The following is a 15,078-nucleotide window of genomic DNA, read 5'->3' as shown; positions in this document are numbered from 1 at the left end:
CCGCCCCTCACCCCTAGCACTCGCAGCCACGACACAAAAATACCCCCAGCCAGAAACCGGCCAAAAGGCGGTTTTCGTACTGCGCGAAAACTCTCGACGCTCGACAACAGCCCTGATTGTCAGGAAAGCGAGTCCTCCCAACGAGGCGATAGTCACGATCGGGGGAAGCATCTGCCAGCCACACCAGGCCCCGCCTGCGGCCAGCAGTTTGGCGTCACCGAGACCAAGTGCCGTACGGCCGGTCTTCATTCGATAGGCGTAGGTCAATCCTGCAAAGACCAGGAAGCCAGCGCGAAAGCGCAAACAGGGACGCAATCAGCAGTAGGCTGGCAGCGATAATGAGCTAGCCAAGCTCCCCCTCGAGAGAGGGTGGCCCTAAAAATTTGACACTGGTGAAACGTGCCAGCAGGGACGCTCAAGCGCTGCATCACTTGCTGCGGGTCGTATGGGTGCCACAAATATGGCCATGAAATCAGCTACGCAATTTGCTGTACATTTTGCTGCACAATACAAAAATCGACATTTATAGTTTCTTGATATTTATTGCGTTTTATAAGCCCCTGGAGCGATTTGGCTCACTTCCTCTCCGCCAGCCACTCCCGGCCTGCACAGCTGCCGGCACGCAGCCGCCCCCATTGCGCCGGGCGCTGGCATCGTTTAACGGCCCCCATGCTTACGATCTCAAACCTTGATTACCGCATCGGCGCGCGCTCGCTTTTCGAGAATGCCTCTGCGCAGATTTCCGCTGGCTGGAAGGTCGGCCTTGTCGGCCGCAATGGCACGGGCAAGTCCACGCTCCTGAAGCTGATCCGCGAGGAAATCGTCAAGCCCTCGCCCGATACCTCCATCCGCATGAACAAGGGCGCCCGTCTGGGCTGGGTGGCGCAGGAGGTCGAGCCGTCAGACGAAACGATCCTCGAGGTGGTTCTGGCCACCGACACCGAGCGCCACGCCCTGATGCAGGAGGCAGAGACCGCGCAGGACCCGGACCGTATCGGCGAGATCCACATGCGTCTGGCCGACATTGATGCCTGGTCGGCGGAATCGCGCGCGGCGGAAGTCCTGATGGGGCTGGGCTTCACTGACGCCGATCTCTACCGGGCAACGCGCGAGTTTTCCGGCGGCTGGCGCATGCGCGCGGCCATTGCCGGCGTGCTGTTCTCCGAGCCGGACCTTCTCTTGCTGGACGAGCCGACCAACTATCTGGACCTGGAAGGCGCGGCCTGGCTTGAGATCTATCTGAAGAAATACCCGCACACCGTGCTGATCGTCTCGCACGACCGCGAAATGCTCAATCGCTGCGTCACCCACACCATGGCGCTGGAGCACAAGCAGCTGTCCATTTCGCCGGGCGGGTATGATGCCTGGCTGAAACTGCGCGCCGCGAAGACAGCCTTCCTGGAAAGCCAGCGCGCCAAGCAGGAGGCCAACCGCGCCCATCTGCAGGCCTTTATCGACCGCTTCCGCGCCAAGGCCTCCAAGGCCAGCCAGGCACAATCACGCGTGAAAATGCTGGAGAAGATGCAGGAGATCACCGTGCCGCTGGACGAGCGCACCGTGCCTTTCTCCTTCCCCACCTCTACCGACAAGCTGGCCGCGCCCCTGCTCCAGCTGCGCGGCGCGTCGGTGGGCTATGGCGAGGACGCGGTGATCCTCCGCGGCGTCGATCTGCGCCTCGATCCGGAAGACCGCATCGCCATTGTCGGCGCCAATGGTCAGGGCAAGACAACGCTGGTCAAATCCATCGCCGAACGCCTGCCGCTGATCGCGGGTGACCGCACGGCAGCGCGTTCCTTGCGCATCGGCTATTTCTCGCAAGACCAGATGGACGAGCTGCGGACCGGCGAGACGGTGCTGGACCATGTGCGCGATGCGTTGCCCGAAGGCACACCGCCCGCCAGACAGCGCGCGGCCGCTGCCGCCATGGGCTTTGCCCACGAGAAGGTGGAAACCAACATCGAGAAACTGTCAGGCGGCGAGAAGGTGCGTCTTCTCCTCGGCCTGATGGCAATGGAAAAGCCGCATATCCTGATCCTCGACGAGCCGACCTCGCACCTGGATATCGACAGCCGTGAAGCGCTGATCTACGCGCTCAACGACTATAACGGCGCCGTCATCCTCATTACCCACGATGTCTATCTGGCCGAAGGCACGGCAGACCAGCTTTGGCTGGTCAAGGATGGCCGGGCCACTCGCTATGACGGCAATCTGAACGACTACCGCAAGCTGATCCTGCAGGCCGACCGCGCCAAGGCTGCGTGACGGCTCACCCCTGCGCGGCGGCATGTGCGCTAGCCCACGCCCACTGGAAATTATACCCGCCGAGCCAGCCGGTAACATCGACGCACTCGCCGATGAAATAAAGCCCCGGCACGAGCCGGCTTTCCATGGTTTTTGATGACAGCTCATCGGTATTGACGCCGCCGGCTGTCACTTCCGCCGTACGCCAGCCCTCGGTGCCGGCGGGCCGGACGCTCCAGCACGACAGGGCCTCCACCAGCGCCTCGATGGCGGCGTGAGACATGTCCGCCATGCGCGGCATGTCCGGAATATCGCCGCGCTCCAGCAGAAGCGCCACCAGCCGGTTGGGCAGCAGGGTTTCCATCGCGCTGGCGAGTGATCTTCTGGGATGTTCCGCCTTGAAGGCGGTCAGCGCAGAGACGGCGTTAAGCCCCGCCAGCAAATCAATCACCACCGGCTCACCCGCCTGCCAGTAGGACGAAATCTGCAATATGGCGGGACCGGAGAGACCGCGGTGCGTGAACAGCATGGCCTCGTCAAACGCGGCCCGGTCATTGGATGCGCGCACCGGGCAGGCCACGCCGGAAATGGAGGCGAAATCGTCCTTCTGGCGCCCGTCGAACACAAAGGGCACGAGCGCGGCACGCGGCTCGATCACGCCGTGGCCGAACTGGCGCGCAATATCATAGGCAAGTCCGGTCGCACCCATTTTGGGAATGGACAGGCCCCCGCTGGCAACCACCAGCCGCTCGGCCTCCACTACACCGCCCGAGGTGATGACACCGAAGCCTGCGTCCGTTCTGGCTACCTCGCTGATCGATGTGGAAAGGCGCAGCTCCCCGCCCGTCTCGCGCAGCTCTGTCAGCAACATGTCGATTATCGCGCCGGAACGGCCATCACAGAAAAGCTGACCCAGCGTCTTCTCATGCCAGCCGATATCGTGCAGGGCCAGGCGGTCCAGAAAGTCCTGCGGCGTGAAGCGCGCCAAAGCCGATTTGGCAAAATGCGGATTGGCGCTGATGAAGTTTTCCGGCCGTGTATGGATATTGGTGAAATTGCACCGCCCGCCACCCGATATGCGCACCTTTTCAGCGGGCTTGGCCGCATGATCAATGACCAGCACGCGTAATCCCGCCTCACCGGCACGGGCGCCATAGAACAGCCCCGCCGCGCCCGCGCCTATGACCAGTGCATCGTACTGGCTGTCCGGTTTTGTCGTGATTGCCATGTAGCGTGCTGCCTGCCGTTACGCCCTACTCCGCGTCAGGCTGCTTGTCCGGCGCGGCGCTGGCAAAGGCATCCAGCGCGAGGCACGCCGCCTCGGCCGCCAGCAAGCGCGGAAAGGCATCGACATCCACGCCAAACCGGCGCGCATTGCCCAGCTGCGGCACCAGACACACATCGGCAAGGGTGGGCGCATCGCCAAAGCAGAACGGTCCGGGCTCTTTCGCGGCCATGATCTCCAGCGCGGCCAGTCCGTCGGCGATCACCTCGCCCGCCCAGCGCGGACCGGCCTTGTCATCGCCCGCCAGCGCCGACACTTTTTTCAGGATTCTCAAATTCTGCAGAGGATGGATATCGCAGGCAATGGCCAGCGCGAAGGCACGCACCCGCGCGGCCTTCACCGGGTCGGCAGGCACCATAGGCGGCTGCGGCTGTATCGCGTCGAGATACTCGATAATGGCCAGTGACTGGGTGAGCACCGTGCCGTCATCGGTTTCAAGCGCAGGTACCAGCCCTTGCGGATTGAGTGCGAGAAAGCGCTCAGAGCGCTGCTCGCCAAGGCGCAAATGGTGGGAAACCTGTTCGGCCTCGATGCCCTTCAGGGCCAGCACGATGCGGATGCGCCACGCGGCTGAGGAGCGGAAATATCCATGCAGGATCATGATTGTCCCCTGTGCTTTCTAGGCGCTGGCCGGATCGCTGACCGTCACATTCAGGGGTTCGAGCCCCTCAATGCTCACCTCTATCATATCGCCCGGCACCACCGGGCCGACGCCGGCCGGCGTGCCGGTATAGATCAGGTCGCCCGCCTCGATCCGGTACAGGCCGGACAGATACGCGATCACATCTGCCACCGGCCAGATCATGTCCGACAGATCCGCGTCCTGGCGTACCGCGCCATTCACCGACAGGGCGATCCGCCCCTTTGAAGGATCAAAGCTGCCGCTGGCAGGCGTGATCAGGCCCAGCGGCTTGGACTGTTCCACATTCTTCGCGGTGTCCCAGGGGCGGCCTTGCGCCTTGGCTTCGGCCTGGAGGTCGCGGCGTGTCATGTCCAGCCCGGCCGCGTAGCCATAGACATGGTCCATCGCCGTCTCAGCGGGAATATTGCGGCCGGCCTTCCCGATCGCGACGACCAGCTCGGCCTCGTAGTGATAATTCGCGGTCTTCGGCGGGTAGGCGATTGCGCCACCGCCTGTCACCACCGTTTCCGCCCAGGCCGTGAAGAAGAAGGGCGGTTCGCGATCCGGGTCCGCGCCCATCTCGCGGGCATGGTCCGCATAATTGCGCCCGACACAGAACAGGCGCCGCACAGGATACTGCTGGCCGCCGGCGACGGGTGCCAGCACTGGCGGGCTGGGTTCAAAAACAAGGGTCACACGCATACTCCCATCAGGTCCGGCGCGGTGCGCACAAAGGGGTTGGCGGCAAGGAACAGGACGCTGCCTGAAAGCGCAAGAGGGGCTGGCTCATGCGCCAGCCGGTTTCGCAGCGCTGGAACATGATAGGAGGCTGCGGCGTTGCACAGGGACAAGCAAATCAGAGGAGGCCATTATGAGTGTCGCCCGCGTAACCGAGATTTCTGCAACATCAGCCAAGAGCTTTGATGATGCCGCGGTTCAGGGAATAGCCCGTGCATCGAAGACGCTCCGCAACATCAAGAGTGCCTGGATCAAGGAAAAGCATCTCAGCGTGGATGACGGCAAGGTCACCGCATTCCGCGTGAACATGGCCGTCACCTTCGTCCTCGACGAAGACTAGGGCCTTGGCCGGCTCGCGGACCTAAGCGGTCTCAACAGCCTCGCCATCACCTTCGCGGTCATGGCGCAGCGGCATCAGACTGGCCACAACGCAGTAAGAGCGTATGTCCGCGCCCTGGTCCTGGCGCACCACACAGGGCTGAATGCCGACATCGGCAAACCCCGCCTGTTCCAGAAGCGCGCCAAGATACGCCTTGCCGTGCGCGAAGCGGCGGCTGTCGCGCAGGACAATATCTTCTTCGCCCGCCTCGACGGTGAACGCCAACATGCCACGAGGAGCGAGCGTGCGGCTGCACCACGCAACAACGTGTTCAAGCGCGCCGAGATAGGCGAACACATCAGCAGCCACGATCAGGTCGTAAGAGGCTGCGCTGGCATCCAGTCTGGCAATATCACGCCTGTGCAGGGCATCGTACAGCCCCTTCGCTTTCGCCTGAGCCAGCATCCCGGCCGAGATATCAATACCCTCCAGCCGGTCACAATGCGCGCGCAGTACCTCCCCCATCAGGCCCGTGCCGCACCCCAGATCCAGCGCGCTGGCTGCGCGGCGGAATCCGCCCGCCAGCAATTGCTGCATGAGTATTTCCGGACCGCGATATCCCAGCCGCTCCACCAGGGCGCTGTCGAAATCGGGGGCGTACTGGTCAAACAGCAACTCCACAAAGGCCGGCGGCATCGACTCTGCCAGTGGAACCGCACGGGCCAGATCGCGCTTCAGGCTGGCTCCCAGCGCATCGGCGGGGTCGAGCTGCAGCGCACGCTCCCACGCCTCAACCGCTGCATGCCCCTGCCCGGCAGTCTGGCAGTACTCGCCAAGCTGGAACCAGCCTGCAACCCAGTCAGGCACAAGTTCCAGCGCGCTTTTGAGCACGTCGATGGCCGATTGAATCTCGCCACGCGCTGCAAACTGCGCGGCATAACCGGCGCGGCGGTCCGCCACCGCGTCGCCAGAGGAAAACCGCTTGGCGGTCATGGTCCGAGCTTTCAAGGCAGTCCGCTCATTTACCCGGCAAGGATCACGCGGCGGACGGGGCGCTGCACACAGCCCGTTGGGCTGCTGCATCGCCCTCGCCATTACGAGCGCGCCCCGGCCCTGTCAATCAGCTTGGCGGCGCCTGAACTATGGACGCGCACGCACAAACGCGGATAGCGTGCAAACCGGAATTGCGGGGGCCTGCCAGACTTTCCCTCCGCCTATGTGTCCAGCCTTCCCGGCGCTGGACATGACTGTAAACACCAGGCACCGCGCGGACAGGTCCGCGCGGCGCCATCTGGTTTGCAAAACTGACGGAATGCCGGGGCACATCATGGACGAGAAGACATCGCGATACCAACCGGCTGCTACCGGCCCGGGTCAGGATGACATCCCGCCCACGCCCGACCCGCTGACCATGGCGGTGCGGGCCGATGTACTGGGCGAAAATCCGGGTTCGATGGCGAGAGCCGTGCTGGAGCGGCAGGCCAAGCTCATCCAGTCAGACGTCACGCACCGTAACTGGCAGATCGCCCGCGAGGCTGCGGGCGCGGCCCTTATGATCCTCGCCGCGGTTTCCGCATTTACCGCTGTCGTCATCGTTGCCGGCGTATTGTGGAGCGCCACGCAGTACCGGGGACTGACCATTCAGCCCTTCTCCGTTCCGCCAGCGCTGGAGGAGCGCGGCCTTACCGGCGCCGCGGTCGCCTCGCGCGTGCTGGACCGGCTGGCCGAAATGCAGAGCAATACCCAGTCCATGCGCGCGGCCAACACCTATGCGGACAGCTGGGGAGACGAGGTGGCTGTGGAGATCCCCCAGACCGGGGTCTCGGCAGGAGAGCTCTGGCGCTTCCTGCGCTCATGGCTCGGCGAAGAGATCCGCATTACCGGCGAACTGGTCCGCGAGGGCGAAGGATACCGCATCACCGCACGCGCCGGCGGCCAGCCTGCCCGTGTGATCATGGCGGAGACCGGCGATATCTACGCCGCACTGGACGAGGCTGCAGACGCCATTTTCGCCCAGACCCAGCCCTATCGCTATGCCGTCTACCTGCTCGATTCACAGCGTTCCGAAGAAGCGCGTGAGGCGTTTGAAAACCTTCTCGCCACCGGCACCCCGACTGACCGCCGCTGGGCCGCTGCCGCGCTGGCCGGCTTGCATCTGGAAAATGGTGAACTGGAACGGGCGGCCGCAATCGCCGAGAATGCGCTGGAGCTCTACGGCGATTTCGGCCTTTTGCACGCCAATCTCGCGCAAGTTTATGACGGTCTCGGCGAGCCTGGGCCTGCCTTGCGTCATATGCGTCTGGCTACGCAGCATCTGCGCGGCGGCGACGAATACAATGCCAGCGAACGTGACGCGATGATTACCGGCATGCAGGCCGACCTGCTGGTACGGTCCCACCAGTATCAGGAGGCCGTCAGCTATATCTCCGACGCCATACGCCGCCGCCCGGATAGCGCAGATCAGCTCCGCTGGCAGCTCGCCTACGCGCATATCTGGATGTACGACACCTCGACCGGGACAGAGGTATTCTCACGCCTGCCGGAGTACGAGGCGTTGCCCGGCTGGCCGGCAGCTGAGGATTTTGCGTTCGACGTCAATATACAGCTGGAAGACACGCCCGCCTGGCAGGCGCAGTGGCCTGCCCTGCAGGCGGCCATGGAAGCGGTGCCCGACGAGTTCCGGCCCGGCGTCACGGTCAGCCGTTATCCCGTCGTGGCGGTCGCCTTTGCCCGCGCCGGCGAGCTGGACGCGGCAAGGGCGTTGCTGACAGACCTGCCCGGCGGCAATTATTTTGTCGATCTGACACGGGCCTATGTCGACGGGCTGGCTGGCGATCTGCCCGTTGATCACCGCTTTGACCAACTGATCGCGCGAGCACCGGAACTCGCCTATGGCGAACTTTTTCTGGCCGATATCCGGCGCCGGCAAGGCGATGCTGACGCCGCCCTGACCCTGCTTGCCGCTGCGCACCGCAAGATTCCGCAATGGGCCGACCCGTTGAAGGAAATGGGCGATGTCCTCGCGGCGGAAGGCCAGCACCGCGCTGCCACACGGCGCTACCGTCAGGCCGCCCAGCGCGCGCCGCACTGGGGTGCGCTCCATCTGGCCTGGGGCGAGGCCGAGGAGGCACGCGGGCGCACCCGTCAGGCACTGGACCTGTATCAACAGGCTGCCCTCATGGATTTGAGCGCCGCTGACCGGGAAGCCGTTGAGGCGCGCCTCGCTGCGCTCTCCGGCTAGAGAATGCCCGGCAGGTTAAGCCCGTTCTCGCGCGCGCAAGTCCGCGCGATGTCATAGCCCGCATCGGCATGGCGCATGACGCCGGTCGCCGGATCGTTCCACAGCACACGCTCCAGCCGCCGGTCAGCGTCTTCGCTGCCATCGCAGCATATGACCATGCCCGAATGCTGGGAGAAGCCCATCCCGACCCCGCCCCCATGATGCAGGCTGACCCATGTCGCCCCTGACGCAGTGTTCAGGAGCGCGTTGAGGAGCGGCCAGTCGGAGACCGCGTCTGACCCGTCCTTCATCGCCTCGGTCTCCCGGTTTGGCGAGGCGACAGAGCCGCTATCGAGATGATCGCGGCCAATGACGATGGGGGCTTTCAACTCGCCCGAACGCACCATTGCGTTGAAAGCAAGCCCCGCCTTGTGGCGTTCGCCCAGCCCGATCCAGCAGATGCGCGCCGGCAGGCCCTGAAACGCAATGCGCTCCGCCGCCATGTCCAGCCAGCGGTGAAGATGGGCGTTCTCCGGGAACAGCTCCTTCATCTTCGCGTCGGTTTTGCGGATGTCTTCAGGATCACCCGACAGCGCGCACCAGCGGAACGGGCCGATCCCGCGGCAGAAGAGCGGGCGGATATAGGCCGGGACAAAGCCGGGGAAGGCAAAGGCATCGACGAGCCCCTCCTCCAGCGCGACCTGGCGGATATTGTTGCCATAGTCCAGCGTCGGCACGCCCGCTTTATGGAACGCCACCATCGCCGCGACATGGGCCTTCATGCTGGCGCGGGCCGCGCGCTCCACCGCCTTGGGATCGGTTTCCTGCTTTGAGCGCCAGTCCGCCACGCTCCAGCCCTGCGGCAGATAGCCGTGCAGCGGATCATGCGCGCTGGTCTGGTCGGTTACGATATCGGGCCGGATTTCACCGGCCTCCATGCGGCGGACAAGTTCGGGGAAGATGTCCGCTGCATTGCCAACAAGACCAACGGACTTCGCTTCGCCGGCTGCCGTCCAGCGGGCGATCTTTTCCAGCGCCTCATCCAGTGTGTACGCTTTTTCGTCCAGATATCTGGTGCGTATACGAAAATCGATGCGCGTCTCGTCGCATTCCACCGCCAGACAGCAAGCGCCGGCAAAGACAGCGGCCAGCGGCTGCGCCCCGCCCATACCGCCAAGACCGGCGGTGAGTATCCATTTGCCGGTAAGATCACCGCCATAGTGCTGGCGGCCGGCCTCGGCAAAGGTCTCATACGTGCCCTGCACGATGCCCTGCGTGCCGATATAGATCCACGAGCCGGCCGTCATTTGGCCGTACATCATCAGGCCCTGCTTATCGAGCGCGTTGAAATGCTCCCAGTTGGCCCAGTGGGGCACGAGATTGGAATTGGCGATCAGCACGCGCGGCGCATCGGCGTGGGTGCGGAACACGCCCACCGGCTTTCCTGACTGCACCAGCAGCGTCTCGTCCTCACCCAGGTCTTTAAGCGCCGCGACAATGCCGTCAAACGCTTCCCAGTTGCGCGCGGCCCGGCCGATCCCGCCATAGACGACCAGCTCGTGCGGGTTCTCGGCGACATCTGGATGCAGATTGTTCATCAGCATGCGCAGCGGCGCTTCGGTCATCCAGCTTTTGGTGTTCAGCGCCGTGCCCGTGGGCGGATAAATGTCGCGCGCATTGCGCCGTGTGCCGGTCATGGTGTCACCTTCAGATCGGGCGCCAGCTCTTCCAGCCGGTGCAGGATTTCAGAAAGAACGGAACGCAAATCCGCGGCCTTTTTGTCGTCATAGGCAAAGGGCGCGGCCTCGGCCTGCAGATAGGCTGACTGGGCCAGCTCCACCTGGATCGCATGCACGCCGGTATCAGGTTTGCCGTAATGGCGTGTCGTCCAGCCACCCTTGAATCGGCCATTGAGCACATGGCTATAGCGCGCTGATTTTGCTCCAACTTCCAGCGCTGCTTCACACAGAGCTTCAGCACAACTCGCCCCGTCCGCCGTCCCGATGCAGAGGTCTGGCAGCGTGCCATCAAACAGGAAGGGAATGCGCGAACGGATAGAGTGCGCATCATAGAGAATGGCCACGCCATGGCGTGCCTTCGCTGCCTCCAGCGCCGCTGAAACGGCCGCATGATAGGGCGCGTGATACGCCGCGACGCGCGCCGCAACCTCGTCCGGTGAAGGCGGCTCGGTCCAGATCGGCTCGCCGTCAAAATCGGTGGTGGCGACAAGCCCGGTCGTGTTCTGGCCGGGATACAGGCTCGCCCCGTCGGGGGGCCGGTTGGGATCAACGACATAGCGGTGAAAATTGGCCACCACCATCGCCGCGCCGGGGAGCAGCCCCTCATAGAGCCGGTCCACATGCCAGTCGGTATCGGCGAGCGCCGCTCCCCTCGCATTCAGCCGCGCGCGCACATCATCGGGCAACCAGACGCCGGCATGCGGCACGGCGATGACGACCGGGTTGCTCCCCTCTTTGACGCTCACCGGATTCAACTGGGCCGGGTTCATGGCGCGATCTCCAGCCCGGCAGCGCGGATAAGCGCGCCGGAACGAACCAGCTCAGCCGCCCGTTCGATATCGCCCGCCATATAGCGGTCAGCCTCCAACACCGGCACCTGCACCCGCAAGGCCTCGATCGCCGCGAGAAGCGCAGGCGAGGACTGCAAGGGCGCGCGGAACGCAATGCCCTGCGCCGCGCTCATCGCTTCCACGGCAAGGATGCGTGACAGGTTCTCATTCATGCGCATCAGGCGCACGGCGGCGTGCGCCGCCATCGACACGTGGTCTTCCTGATTGGCCGAAGTGGGCGTGGAATCGGTCGAGCACGGATTGGCCAGATGCTTGTTCTCACTCATGAGCGCGGCGGTCGTGACCTCCGCGATCATGAACCCGGAATTGAGCCCCGGCTCCGGCGTCAGGAAAGGCGGCAGATCGTGATTGAGGTTCGGATCGACCAGCAGGGCGATACGGCGCTGCGCAATCGCGCCGATTTCGGCAATTGCCAGTGCGATCATGTCGGCGGCAAACGCTACCGGTTCGGCGTGGAAATTGCCGCCCGAAACAATGCCGCCATCCAGCACCAGCGGATTGTCGGTGACGGCATTGGCTTCTGTTTCCAGCGTCGTGCCGGCCTGGCGGAGCAGGTCCAGCGCCGCGCCCGCCACCTGCGGCTGGCAGCGTATGCAGTAAGGGTCCTGCACGCGGATATCATCCTCACGATGGCTGTCGCGTATCTGCGAGCCCTCCATCAGCGCGCGCATGTGCTCGGCCACCTCGATCTGGCCGCGATGACCGCGCAGCGCATGTATCTGTGGATGCAAGGGCGCGGTGGAGCCCATCGCGGCGTCGGTGGAGAGGCAGGAGGTCAGCACGGCATTCGCCGTCAGGCGCAGCGCATCAAACAGGCCGGCGAGCGCCATGGCGGTGGAAAACTGCGTGCCATTGATGAGGGCCAGACCCTCCTTGGCTTCCAGCACAATCGGTTTCAGGCCTGCCGCCGCCAATGCCTGCGCGCCCGGCAGGCGCTTGCCCGCATGGACGGCTTCCCCCTCCCCGATCATGACCGCCGCCATGTGGGCAAGCGGGGCCAGATCACCCGACGCGCCGACCGAGCCCTGCAAAGGAATGATTGGCGTGACGCCGCGCTCCAGCATGGCTTCGATGAGCGCGATCAGCTCCCAGCGCACGCCGGACGCGCCGCGCCCCAGGCTCAAAAGCTTCAGCGCCATCATCAGGCGCACGATTGCCGCGTCCGTTTCGTCACCCACGCCGCAGCAATGAGAGAGGATGAGATTGCGTTGCAGGGTGCGGGTATCGCCCGCAGCGATCTTCACATGAGCCAGCTTTCCAAAGCCGGTATTGACGCCGTAGACCGCCGCCTTGCCGCCCGCTGCCTGCGCCACACGGGCGGCTGATGCCTCGATGCCGTCACGCGCCGATGGATCAAGCCGCGCCGGCAGGCCATCGCGCCAGATGTGTTCCAGATCAGCGAGTCGGACCGCGCCGGGAGTGAGCGTCAGCATGGGCGGCCTCCGAATATGCGTTGGTGAAGCGGGTTGAAGCCGATACGCCCGGCAAGCTCCGCTGGCGTATCCGCATTCCAGATGGCAAGGTCGGCGCGCTTACCGGGAGCGATAACGCCCCGGTCTTCAAGGCCCAGCGCTCTGGCGGCGTTCACCGTCACGGCGCGCATCGCTTCATCGGGCGTCAGGCGGAACAGGGTGCAGCCCATATTCATCGTCAGGAGCAGCGAGGTCAGCGGCGAGGAACCCGGATTGCAGTCGGTTGCCAGCGCCATTGCCACGCCGTGCTCCCTGAACGCGGCGATGGGCGGCAGCTTGGTCTCGCGCAGGAAGTAGAAGGCACCGGGCAGCAGCACGGCGGCCATGCCGGCCTTCGCCATGGCCTTCGCATCGTCATCATCGGCATATTCGAGATGATCGGCCGAAAACGCGCCATAACGCGCGGCGAGCTGTGTGCCGCCCTGCTGCGAGAGCTGTTCGGCATGCAGCTTGACCGGCAGGCCAAGGGCTTTGGCTTCAACGAACACACGCTCGATCTGCTCCGCGTTGAAGGCGATATTCTCGCAAAACCCGTCCACCGCATCGGCCAGGCCCTCGGCGTGCGCGGCGCGCAAGGCGGGCAGGCAGACTTCGTCCAGATAGGCATCCGCGTGTCCATTGTATTCGGCCGGTATGGCATGCGCGCCCAGAAAGCTGGTGCGGATGGTGACGGGGCGTTTGCCCTCCAGCGCACGCGCTACGCGCAGCATGGAAAGCTCGGTCTCGATATCGAGCCCATAGCCGGACTTGATCTCAACCGTTGAAACCCCTTCGGCCAGCAGCGCATCGAGGCGCGGCAGGGCTTCTGCGAGAAGCTGCTCTTCGCTCGCCGCGCGCGTCGCCATGACGGTGGAGACGATGCCGCCCCCTGCCCGCGCGATCTCCTCATAGCTCGCGCCCTCCAGACGCAGCTCGAACTCGCGTGTGCGGTTGCCGCCATGGACGAGATGGGTGTGGCAGTCGATCAGTGCTGGCGTCACCAGACGCCCCTCCAGATCACGCGAAGGCGCCCTCGAATACGCGCCCGGCAGATCGCTCTGAGGCCCTGTCCACGCAATCCGCTCGCCCTCAATCACGATGGCACCGGCACCGCTCACCGGCTCTGCCGTGACGGCGAGCCTGGCGCCGGTCAGCACATGGGTGCGGGCGTGATCCACCTTGATTCCTCCTGCGAGCCGGCCCATTAAGTATAGACTTATTATGCGAGTCAACGGAGCGGGCATGAGCGTCATTCACGCGGGCGAAGCACTTCTGGAAACCGGCTGGGCGCGTGATGTACGCGTGGTACTGGATGGCGATCGCATTACCTCAATAGAGGCGGGCGCTACCCCTCAGAGCGGCGATTACCGCACCGGCATGCTGCTGCCCGCACCGGCAAACCTGCACTCCCACGCCTTCCAGCGGGCCATGGCAGGCCTGACCGAGCGGCGCGGCGCCGATCCGTCGGACAATTTCTGGACCTGGCGCAAGGCGATGTACGCCTTCCTTGATGCCCTGACCCCTGATGATGTGGAGGCCATAGCCGCGTTTGTGCAGATGGAAATGCTCGAAGCCGGTTACGCCACCAATGTGGAATTCCATTATCTCCATCACGGCCCCGATGGCCGCCCCTATGACAATCCGGGCGAGATGAGCCAGCGCATCGCGGCGGCGGCGGCCACGACCGGTGTCGGCCTCACCCTGTTACCTGTGCTCTACCAGCAGGGCGGATGCGATGGCCGCCCGCTGGGCGCAGGTCAGATCCGTTTCGGCAATGATATCAGCCGGTTTGAGCGCCTTGTTGAATCCGCTGGCGAAGCGCTCAAATCCCTGCCCGCCGACGCAAGACTTGGCATTTCCGCGCATTCGCTGCGCGCGGTCAGCCGCGAGGGGCTGGCCGCCTGCATCGCGCTTTTGCCTAGTGCCCCGCTGCACATGCATCTGGCCGAACAGACCGGCGAGGTGGACGAGGTGCTGGAGTTTTACGGCGCCCGGCCCGCCGAGTGGCTGCTCGCCAATGCCGATGTCGACGCGCGCTGGTGCCTCATCCACTGCACGCAGATGACAGATCAGGAGACACGCAGCCTCGCCCGCACCGGTGCGGTGGCGGGCCTCTGCCCGATCACGGAGGCCAATCTGGGCGATGGCATTTTTAACGGCACGACATGGCTGGAGGCCGGTGGCCGGTTCGGTGTCGGCTCGGACAGCAATGTGCGCATCTCCCTGTCTGAGGAATTGCGCCAGCTTGAATACTCCCAGCGCCTGCGCGACCGCAGCCGGGCGGCGCTTGCCACGCGCGAAAAATCCGCCGGGCGCGTGCTGCTGGAAGGCGCAGCGAAAGGCGGCGCACAGGCCGCTGGGCGCAAGGCAGGCGTAATCGCCACGGGCAAGCTGGCGGACCTGGTGGCGCTCGATACCACCCATATCACCCTTGAGGGGCGCTCGGGTGATATGGCGCTGGATAGCTGGGTATTTGCGGGCGATGACAGCATGGTCAGCGATGTCTGGGCCGCTGGCCGCCATCAGGTGCGGGGCGGCCGCCACATCGCCCGCGATGCGATTACTGAGCGCTACCGGCAAACCATCCGGCGTCTGGGAACGCGGCTGTGAGC

The 15,078-nt window shown here is 64.5% G+C and carries 13 protein-coding genes; 4 read left to right on the top strand and 9 right to left on the bottom strand.

Translation table 11 applies throughout. From position 1 onward, the window contains the following. A partial coding sequence (locus IEV75_RS14060) for a prepilin peptidase (protein WP_373290522.1) occupies positions 1 to 249 on the bottom strand: 249 nt, incomplete at its 3' end. Between the two features lie 420 nt (positions 250 to 669). On the opposite strand from IEV75_RS14060, the gene IEV75_RS08345 reads away from it, so the two are divergent. Then, complete coding sequence (locus IEV75_RS08345; protein ID WP_188452098.1) at positions 670 to 2,262, top strand: ABC-F family ATP-binding cassette domain-containing protein; 1,593 nt, start codon at positions 670 to 672, stop codon at positions 2,260 to 2,262. A gap of 4 nt (positions 2,263 to 2,266) precedes the next feature. Here IEV75_RS08345 and IEV75_RS08340 read toward each other — a convergent pair whose 3' ends face one another. From IEV75_RS08340 to IEV75_RS08330, 3 genes are read right to left on the bottom strand one after another with little or no spacing between them, the layout of a single operon-like run. Continuing rightward, a complete protein-coding gene (locus IEV75_RS08340; protein WP_188452097.1) occupies positions 2,267 to 3,469 on the bottom strand; it encodes a BaiN/RdsA family NAD(P)/FAD-dependent oxidoreductase in 1,203 nt (400 codons plus the stop codon). A gap of 25 nt (positions 3,470 to 3,494) precedes the next feature. Then, on the bottom strand, positions 3,495 to 4,127 hold the full coding sequence (gene maiA / locus IEV75_RS08335; RefSeq protein WP_188452096.1) for a maleylacetoacetate isomerase: 633 nt from the start codon (positions 4,125 to 4,127) through the stop codon (positions 3,495 to 3,497). An 18-nt stretch (positions 4,128 to 4,145) separates the two neighbouring features. Next, positions 4,146 to 4,844: a fumarylacetoacetate hydrolase family protein gene (locus IEV75_RS08330; protein WP_233351804.1), complete on the bottom strand. Its 699-nt coding sequence runs from the start codon at positions 4,842 to 4,844 to the stop codon at positions 4,146 to 4,148. 175 nt (positions 4,845 to 5,019) lie between these two features. Here IEV75_RS08330 and IEV75_RS08325 point away from each other — a divergent pair, with 175 nt between their 5' ends. Then, positions 5,020 to 5,226 carry a dodecin family protein gene (locus IEV75_RS08325; protein WP_188452094.1) on the top strand — a complete coding sequence of 69 codons (207 nt, stop codon included), beginning with the start codon at positions 5,020 to 5,022 and terminating at the stop codon, positions 5,224 to 5,226. Positions 5,227 to 5,247: 21 nt separating this feature from the next. Here the strand turns inward: IEV75_RS08325 and IEV75_RS08320 are convergent, their stop codons facing one another. Further along, entirely contained in the window at positions 5,248 to 6,198 is a 951-nt protein-coding gene (locus tag IEV75_RS08320; RefSeq protein WP_188452093.1) for a class I SAM-dependent DNA methyltransferase, read from the bottom strand. Positions 6,199 to 6,532: 334 nt separating this feature from the next. On the opposite strand from IEV75_RS08320, the gene IEV75_RS08315 reads away from it, so the two are divergent. Next, entirely contained in the window at positions 6,533 to 8,446 is a 1,914-nt protein-coding gene (locus tag IEV75_RS08315; RefSeq protein ID WP_188452092.1) for a tetratricopeptide repeat protein, read from the top strand. On the opposite strand, the gene hutU is transcribed toward IEV75_RS08315, so the two are convergent. From hutU to hutI, 4 genes are read right to left on the bottom strand one after another with little or no spacing between them, the layout of a single operon-like run. Beyond that, positions 8,443 to 10,122, bottom strand: a complete 1,680-nt coding sequence (gene hutU / locus IEV75_RS08310) for a urocanate hydratase (RefSeq protein ID WP_188452091.1) — start codon at positions 10,120 to 10,122, stop codon at positions 8,443 to 8,445. The genes IEV75_RS08315 and hutU overlap by 4 nt on opposite strands. Beyond that, positions 10,119 to 10,919 (bottom strand): N-formylglutamate deformylase, encoded by an 801-nt coding sequence (gene hutG, locus IEV75_RS08305; RefSeq protein WP_188452115.1) that lies wholly within the window; start codon positions 10,917 to 10,919, stop codon positions 10,119 to 10,121. Before hutG ends, hutU begins: the two co-directional genes overlap by 4 nt. Positions 10,920 to 10,930: 11 nt before the next feature. After that, on the bottom strand, positions 10,931 to 12,448 hold the full coding sequence (gene hutH, locus IEV75_RS08300) for a histidine ammonia-lyase (RefSeq protein ID WP_188452090.1): 1,518 nt from the start codon (positions 12,446 to 12,448) through the stop codon (positions 10,931 to 10,933). Further along, positions 12,442 to 13,671 (bottom strand): imidazolonepropionase, encoded by a 1,230-nt coding sequence (gene hutI / locus IEV75_RS08295; RefSeq protein WP_188452089.1) that lies wholly within the window; start codon positions 13,669 to 13,671, stop codon positions 12,442 to 12,444. The genes hutH and hutI overlap by 7 nt, the downstream gene beginning before the upstream one ends. 37 nt (positions 13,672 to 13,708) lie before the next feature. On the opposite strand from hutI, the gene IEV75_RS08290 reads away from it, so the two are divergent. After that, positions 13,709 to 15,076 (top strand): formimidoylglutamate deiminase, encoded by a 1,368-nt coding sequence (locus IEV75_RS08290; protein WP_188452088.1) that lies wholly within the window; start codon positions 13,709 to 13,711, stop codon positions 15,074 to 15,076. The last annotated feature ends 2 nt before the right edge of the window (positions 15,077 to 15,078 follow it).

It is taken from the genome of Glycocaulis albus (assembly GCF_014639075.1).
Lineage (GTDB): Bacteria > Pseudomonadota > Alphaproteobacteria > Caulobacterales > Maricaulaceae > Glycocaulis > Glycocaulis albus.
This window is presented reverse-complemented; position numbering and strand designations above follow the sequence as displayed.

Coding starts and splice junctions, on each gene's coding strand:
- hutU (WP_188452091.1), bottom strand. CDS start 10,122: ATGACCGGCACACGGCGCAATGCGCGCGACATTTATCCGCCCACGGGC.
- IEV75_RS08315 (WP_188452092.1), top strand. CDS start 6,533: ATGGACGAGAAGACATCGCGATACCAACCGGCTGCTACCGGCCCGGGT.
- IEV75_RS08320 (WP_188452093.1), bottom strand. CDS start 6,198: ATGACCGCCAAGCGGTTTTCCTCTGGCGACGCGGTGGCGGACCGCCGC.
- IEV75_RS08340 (WP_188452097.1), bottom strand. CDS start 3,469: ATGGCAATCACGACAAAACCGGACAGCCAGTACGATGCACTGGTCATA.
- IEV75_RS08325 (WP_188452094.1), top strand. CDS start 5,020: ATGAGTGTCGCCCGCGTAACCGAGATTTCTGCAACATCAGCCAAGAGC.
- maiA (WP_188452096.1), bottom strand. CDS start 4,127: ATGATCCTGCATGGATATTTCCGCTCCTCAGCCGCGTGGCGCATCCGC.
- hutI (WP_188452089.1), bottom strand. CDS start 13,671: ATGGGCCGGCTCGCAGGAGGAATCAAGGTGGATCACGCCCGCACCCAT.
- IEV75_RS08345 (WP_188452098.1), top strand. CDS start 670: ATGCTTACGATCTCAAACCTTGATTACCGCATCGGCGCGCGCTCGCTT.
- IEV75_RS08290 (WP_188452088.1), top strand. CDS start 13,709: ATGAGCGTCATTCACGCGGGCGAAGCACTTCTGGAAACCGGCTGGGCG.
- hutH (WP_188452090.1), bottom strand. CDS start 12,448: ATGCTGACGCTCACTCCCGGCGCGGTCCGACTCGCTGATCTGGAACAC.